Origin of the sequence: Pseudomonas pergaminensis (assembly GCF_024112395.2) — a bacterium.
In the GTDB taxonomy this organism is placed as follows: domain Bacteria; phylum Pseudomonadota; class Gammaproteobacteria; order Pseudomonadales; family Pseudomonadaceae; genus Aquipseudomonas; species Aquipseudomonas pergaminensis.
Map to the genome: position 1 here is coordinate 2,500,570 of NZ_CP078013.2, position 11,135 is coordinate 2,511,704.

The window sequence follows — 11,135 nt, forward strand, 5'->3', positions numbered from 1 at the left end:
TGAGATTGATGTAACCCTTGATGACACCTCGCGCCGTACCTCCCATGCCCTCGCTAATTTTTCCCTCTGCGGTTCGTTTTATAGGGACGACGTGCCTTTGTGCTTCCCGCCTATTGCTCCGGACTCCAAGAAATGAATGCTGAAGACTCCTTGAAACTTGCTCGCCGGTTTATCGGGTTGCCCCTGGAAAAACGCCAATTGTTCCTGCAGGCCTTGCAGAAAGAAGGGGTGGATTTTTCCCGGTTTCCGATTCCGGCAGGGGTGGAAGCGGAGGATCGCCAGGCGCTGTCCTATGCACAGCAGCGCATGTGGTTTCTATGGCAGTTGGACCCGGCCAGTGGGGCCTATAACTTGCCCGGCGCCGTACGGCTCAAGGGCGAGCTGAACCTTGGTGCGCTGGAGCAGGCGTTTGCCAGCCTGGTTGCACGCCACGAAACCCTGCGCACGGTGTTCCAGCGCCAGGCGGATGAGCGCCTGTTGCAGGTGGCCGCAGACACGTCGTTGACTATCGAGCAACTCGACCTGAGCCATCTGGCCCCCGCCGAGCGTGAACAGGCCGTCAACCAAGCCGCGACTCGTCAATCGCTGCTGCCGTTCGACCTGGAAAACGGCCCATTGCTGCGCGTGCAACTGCTCAAGCTCGACGCCCGGGAGCACGTGCTGCTACTGACCCTGCACCATATCGTCTCCGACGGCTGGTCGATGAATGTGCTGATCGACGAATTCATCCGTTGCTACGACGCCCATGAGCGCAACCAGGCCCCGCAATTGCCGGCACTGCCGATCCAGTACAGCGACTACGCGCTGTGGCAGCGCCGCTGGCTGGAAGCCGGGGAGCAGGCACGTCAGCTGGAATACTGGCAGGCGCGCCTGGGTGATGAGCACCCGGTGCTGGAGCTGCCCACCGACCGCCCGCGCCCGGCCATGCCGAGCTACCAAGGCACGCGACACACCTTCGCGATCGACCCGCAGTTGGCCGCGCAACTGCGCACCTGCGCGCAAAAGCACAACGTTACCTTGTTCATGCTGTTGCTCGGCGCCTTCAATGTGCTGCTGCATCGCTACACCGGGCAGGGCGATATCCGCGTCGGCGTGCCGATCGCCAACCGCAACCGCACCGAAGTCGAAGGGCTGATCGGTTTTTTCGTCAACACCCAGGTGCTGCGCACCGAGCTGACCGGGCAAACCCGTATCACTGAGCTGCTGCAAGGCATCAAGGAGCACGCGCTGGGTGCCCAGGCTCATCAGGAATTGCCCTTCGAACGCCTGGTGGAAGCCCTCAAGATCGAGCGCAGCCTCAGCCATACACCGCTGTTCCAAGTCATGTACAACCACCAACCGGTGGTGGCCGACATTGCCAGCGTCAGCACTGCCTCCGGCCTGGAGCTGGCGCTGGTGGAATGGCAAGGCCGCACGACTCAGTTCGACCTGACCCTCGACACCTATGAAAAATCCGGCACCCTGCACGCTGCGCTGACCTACGCCAATGACCTGTTCGACGCGCCGACCATCGCGCGCATGGCCCTGCACTGGACACGCCTGTTGCAGGCCATGGTCGGCGAAGGCGAGCAGCGCATTGGCGAGTTACCGATGCTGGCTGCGGATGAGCAGCACGTGCTGGTCCACGCCTGGAACCAGACCGCCGAGGCGTACCCGAGCGCACGCGGCATTCACCACCTGATCGAAGACCAGGTGCAGGCCACCCCGCATGCGCCGGCGCTGGTGTTCGATGCGACCACGCTGACCTACGCCCAACTGGACGCGCGCGCCAACCAACTGGCCCATGCCTTGCGCGAACAGGGCGTTGGCCCGGATGTGTTGGTGGGGATCTGCGTCGAGCGTTCCGTCGAGATGGTGGTCGGCCTGTTGGCCATTCTCAAGGCGGGCGGCGCCTACGTGCCGTTGGACCCCGAGTACCCCCAGGAACGCTTGGCCTACATGATCGAAGACAGTGGCATCGGGTTGCTGCTCAGCCAGCAGCGCCTGCTGCCATTGCTGCCCGCCGCCAGTGCCCGAGTGATTGCCCTGGACCAGCCTGCGCTGTGGCTCGACGGCTACAGCAGCGAATCACCCGCCGTGGCGGTGCATGCACTGAATCTCGCCTACGTGATCTACACCTCCGGCTCCACCGGTAAGCCCAAGGGCGCCGGTAACAGTCATCGTGCGTTGGTCAACCGCCTGTGCTGGATGCAACAAGCCTACGACCTGGACGCCAGCGATGCGGTGCTGCAGAAAACCCCGTTCAGCTTTGACGTTTCGGTGTGGGAGTTCTTCTGGCCGCTGATGACCGGTGCACGCCTGGTGGTGGCGGCACCGGGTGAACACCGCGAACCCGCGCGCCTGATCGACACCATCGGGCGGCACGGCATCACCACCTTGCACTTCGTGCCGTCGATGCTCCAGGCGTTTATCCATGAGCCGGGTGTGCAGGCCTGCGGCAGTCTGCAGCGTATCGTCTGCAGCGGCGAAGCCTTGCCGCTGGATGCGCAGTTGCAGGTGTTCGCCAAGTTGCCACAGGCCGGACTGTTCAACCTCTACGGCCCCACCGAAGCGGCCATCGACGTGACCCACTGGACCTGCGTCGACGACGGTGGCGACAGCGTGCCCATCGGCCGGCCCATCGCCAACCTCGGCACCTACGTGCTCGACGCCCAGCTCAACCCGGTGCCCGCGGGCGTCAGTGGCGAGCTGTACCTGGGCGGCACCGGCCTGGCCCGCAGTTACCATCGGCGCCCGGCACTCACCGCCGAGCGTTTTGTGCCAAGCCCCTTCGGCGACGGCGCGCGCCTGTATCGCACGGGCGACCGCGTGCGCCAGCGTGCCGACGGCGTGATCGAATACCTGGGGCGCCTCGATCACCAGGTCAAGCTGCGCGGCCTGCGTATCGAACTGGGCGAGATCGAGACGCGCCTGATGCAACACCCCTCGGTGCGCGAAGCCGTGGTGCTGGTGCAAGGCGGCAAGCAACTGGTGGCCTACCTGGTGCTGGAAGACCAGGCGCCGACCGACCTCAAGGCCTGGCTGCTCAGCAGCCTGCCGGAATACATGGTGCCGACCCATATGGTGCCCCTGGCCAAGCTGCCGGTGACCGCCAACGGCAAGCTCGACCGCAAGGCCCTGCCATTGCCGGATGCCGCGCCACAGCAGGCCTATGCCGCACCGGAAAACGATGTGCAGAAAGCCGTGGCGGCGATCTGGAGCGACGTGCTCGGTGTGGAGCAGGTCGGCCTGGACGACAACTTTTTCGAGCTGGGTGGTGATTCGATCATCTCCATTCAAGTGGTCAGCCGTGCGCGCCAGGCAGGCATTCGTCTCAGCCCACGGGACCTGTTCCAGTACCAGAGCGTGCGCAGCCTGGCATTGGTGGCGAGCTTCGAACAGGCAACGGTCATCGACCAGGGGCCGGTCACCGGCGAGGTGAGCCTCACGCCCGTGCAACACCGCTTTTTCGAGCAGGCGATCCCGGCGCGTCAGCACTGGAACCAGTCGCTGTTGCTGGCCCCGCGTGAAACCCTCGACCCCGTGCGCCTTGAGGTCGCCCTGACCCGGTTGATCAACCACCACGACGCCCTGCGCCTGCGCTTTGTGCAAGAGGCCGGTGCTTGGCAGCAGGCTCATGGCGAGCCGGTGGCCAGCGCTTCGTTGTGGCAGTCCCAGGTCGCCGACGAGGCTGGGCTGGCGGCACTCTGCGACGAGGCCCAACGCAGCCTCGATCTTGAACAAGGCCCGCTGCTGCGTGCGGTCCTGGCCGGCATGGCCGATGGCACCCAGCGCCTGCTGTTGGTGGTGCATCACTTGGCAGTGGACGGCGTGTCGTGGCGCATCCTGCTCGAAGACCTGCAACAGGCCTACCGCAACGCCGCGTTGCCGGCCAAGACCAGCGCCTACCAAGCGTGGGCGCAGCAGTTGCAGGCCCACGCGCAAACGCTGGGTGAGCAACTGCCGTACTGGCAGGCCCAGACGGCGAGCGCCGATCTGCCCTGCGACAACCCCCAGGGCGGCCTGCAGAACCGCCTGGGCAGCAAACTCGAAATCCGCCTGAGCACCGAACACACCCGTCAACTGCTTCAAGACGCCCCGGCGGCCTACCGCACCCAGGTCAACGACCTGCTGCTGACCGCGCTGGCGCGGGTTATCAGCCGCTGGAGCGAGCAGCCCGCCGCGCTGATCCAGCTGGAAGGCCATGGCCGCGAAGACCTGTTCGACACGGTCGACCTGAGCCGCACCGTCGGCTGGTTCACCAGCCTGTTCCCGGTGCGCCTGCACGCCGAGAGCGAACTGTCGGCCGCGATCAAGTCGGTGAAGGAGCAACTGCGCGCCGTGCCGAACAAAGGCATTGGCTACGGCCTGTTGCGTTACCTCGGCACGCCTGACACCCGTGAAGCGTTGTCGACCCTGGCCGCGCCGCGCATCACCTTCAACTACCTGGGCCAGTTCGACCGCCAGTTCAACGAGTCGGCACTGTTTGTTCCAGCCACCCAGGGCAGTGGGCAGGCCCAGGACCCCCAGGCGCCGCTGGCCAACTGGCTGACGGTGGAAGGGCAGGTGTATGGCGGTGAGCTGGCGCTGCAATGGGGTTTCAGCCGCGAGATGTTCGAGGTGGCGACGGTCCAGCGCCTGGCGGATGATTTCCAGCAGGAACTGCTGGCGCTGATCGCACATTGCGTCGACCCGACACAGGGAGGCCTGACACCGGCCGACGTGATCTTGGCGCAACTGACCCAATCCCAGCTGGACGACCTGGCACTGCCCGCGCGGGAGGTACAAGACCTGTATCCGCTGTCGCCGATGCAACAGGGCATGCTGTTCCATAGCCTCTACCAGCAGGACGAGGATGACATCTACGTCAGCCAACTGCGCGCCGATGTACAGGGTTTGGACGTGGCGGTTTTCCAGCGCGCCTGGGAGCAGGTGCTGGCACGGCATGACATGCTGCGCACAGGGTTTGTCTGGCAGGACGACCAGGGCCAGGCCCTGCAAGTAGTGCATCGCCAGGTCAGCTTGCCGTTCTCTGAATACGACTGGCGCGAGCGTCAGGACCTTGCCGCTGCCCTCGACAGCCTCGCCGCCGAGCACCACCGTGAGGGCTTCGAGCTGGCGCGTCCGCCGTTGCTACGGGTGGCGCTGGTACGTATCGGGGAAGACCGCTGGCACTTGATCTATACCAGTCATCACATCCTGATGGATGGCTGGAGCAACGCCCTGGTCCTCAATGAAGTACTGCAGGCTTGCAAAGGCCAGGCGCTGCCGCCGGTGGGCGCGGCGTTTTCCCAGCATATCGCGTGGCTGCAACAGCAGGACCCTGCGGTGGGCGAAGCGTTCTGGCGCCAGTGCCTGGGGCAATTGGATGAACCCACGCACCTGGCGCGCAGTGTCGCCAAGCGTACAGGGCACAGTGGTGCTGAATACGGTGAACTCCTTTACGAGCTGGATGCGGTTCAGACGCAGCGCCTGAGCGATTTCGCGCGTGCCCATCAAGTGACGCTCAATACCCTGGTGCAATCGGCGTGGCTGTTGCTGCTGCAGCGCTACACTGGCCAGTCCAGCGTCGCCTGTGGGGTGACGGTGTCCGGGCGCCCGGCAGAGCTGGCGAATGTCGAGCAGCAAGTCGGCCTGTTCATCAACACTTTGCCGCTGATTGCCACCCCCAGCCCGGCGCAAAGCGTCAGCGCCTGGGTGCAAAGCGTACAGGCACTGAACCTGGAAATGCGCGAACACGAACACACGCCGCTGTTTGATATCCAGCGCTGGGCCGGTTCAGCCGGTGAGGCGTTATTTGACACGCTGGTGGTGTTCGAAAACTTCCCGGTGGCCAAGAGCCTGGAGCAGTCGGGGGAGGGCGGCCTGCGTTTCAGTGGGGTCAGCCATCAGGAACGCACCAACTACCCGTTGACCCTTACCGTACACGGCGGCGAACAACTGAGCCTGCACCTGGAATACCTGCAAGCGGATTTCGCCGCTGACACCGTGCAGCACATCGGCGCCTACCTGCAGGGCTTGCTGCAGCAATTTATCAATGCGCCTGGGCAAGCCGTGGGCGCCGTCCCGTTGCTACTGGACCATGAATACACCCGCATGCTGCAAGACTGGAACCCCAAGGGTGTCACTCGACCCGCCCAGGCCAGCGTACTGCAGCGCTTCGAACAACAAGCGGCGTTGCACCCGGAAAACATCGCACTGATCCTGGATCAGCAGCGCATGACCTACGCCGAGCTCAATGTGCGCGCCAATCGCCTGGCCCATCGCCTGATCGAGTTGGGTGTCAGCGCCGATACCCTTGTGGGCGTTGCGGTGGACCGCTCCCTGGAGATGATCGTCGGCTTGCTGGCCGTACTCAAGGCCGGCGGCGCTTACGTGCCACTGGACCCGAAATACCCCGCCGAACGCCTTCACTGCATGATCGAGGACAGCGGCCTGCAATTGCTGCTGACCCAGCAGCCGTTGGTGGAGCATTTGCCGATCAACGCAAGCCTGACCCTTGTCTGCCTGGAAACCGACGCCGGCTGGTTGGCCGATTACAGCGCCGAAAACCCCGTGTCGAGGGCGCAGCCGGGCAACCTGGCCTACGTCATGTTCACCTCCGGCTCGACCGGCAGGCCAAAAGGCGTGGGCATCGACCTGGCGTCACTGGCGCGGCATGTGGAAGTGTTCACCGAACTGTTTGCGCTGCACGCCCATGATCGAGTGTTGCAATTCGGCACGTTCAACTTCGATGGTTTTGTCGAACAGCTCTACCCGGCGCTGTGCTGCGGTGCGGCGGTGGTGGTACGCGGCGGCGAACTGTGGGACAGCGACACCTTCTACCAGCAACTGCTTGAGCACGACATCTCCGTGGTCGACCTGACCACGGCCTATTGGCTGTCGCTGGTGCGTGATTTTGCAGACCTGGGCCCGCGTGGCTACGGGCGCTTGCGCCAACTGCACATCGGCGGTGAAGCCATGCCGCCGGAAGGCCTCAGTGCCTGGCGCGCAGCGGGTTTGCAGCATGTGCGCCTGCTCAACACCTATGGGCCCACCGAGGCTACGGTGACTGCCACCGCCCTGGACTGCGCCGCCTATGTCGATGGTCGTGAAGCCTTGCCGTCGATGATGCCGATTGGCCGAGTGCTGGACGGTCGTGCCATCTACCTGCTGGATGCCCACCTCAACCCGGTGCCGGTAGGCGTCGCGGGCGAATTGGTGATCGGCGGGCCGTTGCTGGCGCGAGGGTACTTCAATCGTCCGGACCTGACGGCCCATCGCTTCATTCCCGACCCGTTCTGCCGCGACGGTGTCGGCCGCCTGTACCGCACCGGTGACCTGGCACGTTATCGCGCCGATGGGATGATCGAGTACGTGGGGCGGATCGACCACCAGGTCAAGGTGCGTGGTTTCCGCATCGAACTGAGCGAAATCGAAGCGCGCCTGTTGGCCCAGGCGAGTGTGCGCGAGGCGTTGGTGATCGCCGCGGACAACCAGTTGGTCGGCTACATCGTGGCCAGCCAGGCGCTGTCCGACACCCAGCAGACCGAGTTGCGCGCGGCGCTCAAGGCCGCATTGCGCGAAGAGCTGCCGGACTACATGGTGCCAGCGCATGTGCTCCTGCTGGAGCGCCTGCCCCTGAGCCCCAACGGCAAGCTGGACCGTGCCGCGCTGCCCAAGCCGGATCTCAGCCAACCCCTGGCCGATTGGATTGCACCGGTCACCGAGACGCAACAACGCGTCGCGGCTATCTGGGCCCAGGTGTTGGGCGCCGAGCGGGTCGGGCTCAACGATCACTTCTTCGAAATGGGCGGGCATTCGTTGCTTGCCACACAGGTGGTGTCCCGAGTGCGTCATGGGCTGGGTATCGAAGTGTCGCTCAGGACGCTGTTTGAACAACCCACACTTGGAGATTTTGTCAGCAGTCTGGCCGACGTCAGCACTTCGGCGCCGGCGATGGTGGCGGCGAATCGCGATCAGCCGCTGTTGCTGTCCTATGCCCAGGAACGCCAGTGGTTCCTCTGGCAGTTGGACCCGCACAGTTCGGCCTATCACGTGCCCAGTGCGCTGCGCTTGAAAGGCCCGCTGGACCGTTCCGCCCTGCAACGTGCCTTCGATACCCTGGTGGCGCGCCACGACAGCCTACGCACGCACTTGCAGCAAGAGGCAGACCGTACGGTGCAAGTGGTCAGCCCACAGGCGCGGATCGAACTGGCGTCGGAATTCACCGACGAAGTGCAGCTCAAATCCAGGGTAGAAGCGCTGGTGGCCCAACCGTTCGATTTGCGCCAGGGGCCGCTGATGCGTGTGAATCTCCTGCGACTGGCGGAAGACGAGCATGTGCTGGTGCTGGTGCAACATCACATCATCTCCGACGGTTGGTCCATGCAAGTGATGGTCGACGAACTGGTACAGCTCTACGCCGCCTATAGCCAGGGCCAGCCTCTGCAATTGCCGGCCATGCCGATCCAGTACGCCGACTATGCCCAGTGGCAGCGCGCGTGGATGGAGGCGGGGGAGAAGGCCCGTCAACTTGACTACTGGCGTGAACTGCTTGGCGGCGAGCAACCGGTACTGGAGTTGCCTTTCGATCAACAGCGCCCGGCGGTGCCGACCCATCGCGGTGCGCGGTTGAATATTGCGCTGCCGACGCCACTGATCGATAGCCTCAAGGTACTGGCCCAGCGCGAAGGGGTGACGCTGTTCATGCTGTTGCTGGCCTCCTACCAGGCGTTGTTGCATCGCTACAGCGGCCAGCAGGATATCCGCGTGGGCGTGCCGATCGCCAACCGTAACCGGGTCGAGACCGAGCGGCTGATCGGCTTCTTCGTCAACACCCAGGTGCTCAAGGCCGAGATCGACGGGCATACCACCGTCCGCCAGTTGCTGGCCCAGGTCAAACAGCGCGCGCTCGAAGCCCAAGCCCATCAAGACCTGCCATTCGAGCAATTGGTCGAAGCGCTGCAACCTGAACGCAGCCTGAGCTTGAGCCCGTTGTTCCAGGTGGCGTTCAACCATCACATCAGCCTGTCCGGCCAGCATTTACAGCGCCTGGCACAGCTGGACATGAGCCCGGTGAGCTGGGATGAAACGGCCGCGCATTTCGACCTGACGCTGGATATCGAGGAGTCCCAGAGCCAACTCGGCGCCTCCCTGAGCTACGCCACCGACCTGTTCGCCCCGGCGACCATCGAACGCATGGCCGGCCACTGGCAAAACCTGTTGCAGGCAATGGTTGCCGACCAACAGCAACCCATCAGCCAACTCAACCTGCTGGGCCAGGATGAGCAACAGCACATCCTGCAGCTGTGGAACCAGACCGACGCCGGCTTCCCCGCCACGCTGCTGGTGCACCAGTTGTTCGCCGACCGCGCCCGCGAAACCCCCGATGCCGTGGCAGTGAAATTCGACGCACAAACCCTGACTTACGGCGAACTGGACCGCCAGGCCAACCGCCTGGCCCATGCGCTGATCGCCCGTGGCGTCGGCCCGGAAGTACGCGTGGCCATCGCCATGCCGCGCAGCGCCGAAATCATGGTGGCGTTCCTCGCGGTGATGAAGGCCGGTGGCGTGTATGTGCCGCTGGATATCGAATACCCGCGTGATCGCCTGCTGTACATGATGCAGGACAGCCGTGCGAAGTTGCTGCTGACCCACACCAGCGCGTTGCAGCAACTGCCGATCCCCGACGGCCTCGATAGCCTGGCGATTGATCGCACCGAGGAATGGGCCGATCACAGTGACACGGTTCCGCAAATCGAATTGGACGGCGATAACCTCGCCTACGTGATCTACACCTCTGGTTCGACGGGCATGCCCAAGGGTGTCGCCGTTGCTCACGGACCACTGGTAGCCCATATCATCGCCACCGGCGAGCGTTATGAAACCTCGCCCGCCGATTGCGAACTGCACTTCATGTCCTTTGCCTTCGACGGCTCCCACGAAGGCTGGATGCACCCGTTGATCAATGGCGCCAGCGTGCTGATCCGCGACGACAGCCTGTGGCTGCCTGAATACACCTACCAGCAAATGCATCGCCATAACGTCACCATGGCGGTGTTCCCGCCGGTGTACCTGCAACAGCTGGCCGAGCATGCCGAGCGTGACGGCAACCCGCCGAAGGTGCGTGTGTACTGCTTTGGCGGTGATGCCGTCGCCCAGGCCAGCTATGACCTGGCCTGGCGCGCACTCAAGCCGACCTACCTGTTCAACGGCTACGGCCCGACGGAAACCGTGGTCACGCCACTGCTGTGGAAAGCGCGCAAGGGCGACCCGTGCGGCGCCGTCTATGCACCGATTGGCACACTGCTGGGCAACCGCACCGGCTACGTATTAGACGCGCAACTCAACCTGCAACCCATCGGCGTAGCCGGCGAGCTGTACCTGGGCGGCGAAGGCGTAGCCCGTGGTTATCTTGAGCGCCCAGCACTGACTGCCGAACGCTTCGTGCCGGACCCATTCGGCAAACCGGGTAGTCGCGTGTACCGCAGCGGCGACCTGACCCGTGGCCGCCCGAATGGTGTGGTGGACTACCTCGGCCGTGTCGACCATCAGGTGAAAATCCGTGGTTTCCGTATCGAGCTGGGCGAAATCGAAGCGCGTCTGCGTGAGCAGGACAACGTCGGTGAAACCGTGGTGGTCGCCCAGGACGGCCCGACCGGCAAGCAGCTGGTGGCCTATGTGGTGCCGGCAGAGGCCAACCTGGCCGACCAGGCCGAGTTCCGCGACAGCCTGCGCCGCGCCCTGAAAACCCGCCTGCCGGATTACATGGTGCCGACGCATTTCATGTTCCTGGCGCAGATGCCGCTGACCCCCAACGGCAAACTCGACCGCAAGGGCTTGCCCGAGCCGGACGCCAGCCTGTTGCAACAGGCCTATGTGGCCCCCGAAACCGAGCTGGAACAGCAGGTCGCGGCGATCTGGGCTGACGTGCTGCGCCTGCCGCAAGTGGGCCTGAACGACAACTTCTTTGAAGTGGGTGGCCATTCCCTGCTGGCGATCCAGATCACCTCGCGGGTCCAGGCCGAACTGGGCCTGGAGGTGCCACTGGTGGAAGTGTTCCAGACCGAAACGCTGCGCGCCTATGTCCAGGCCGCCGCCACTTTCCGCGCCGGCAGCGCGGAAGATTTTGATGATCTTCGTGACTTTTTGAGCGAACTAGAGGCGATTTGAAC

General features: G+C 64.1%; 1 protein-coding gene. It reads left to right on the forward strand.

Annotated elements, in window-relative coordinates:
* Nucleotides 1–132: 132 nt before the first annotated feature.
* On the forward strand, nt 133–11,133 hold the full coding sequence (locus KUA23_RS11615) for a non-ribosomal peptide synthetase (protein WP_252993977.1): 11,001 nt from the start codon (nt 133–135) through the stop codon (nt 11,131–11,133).
* The last annotated feature ends 2 nt before the right edge of the window (nt 11,134–11,135 follow it).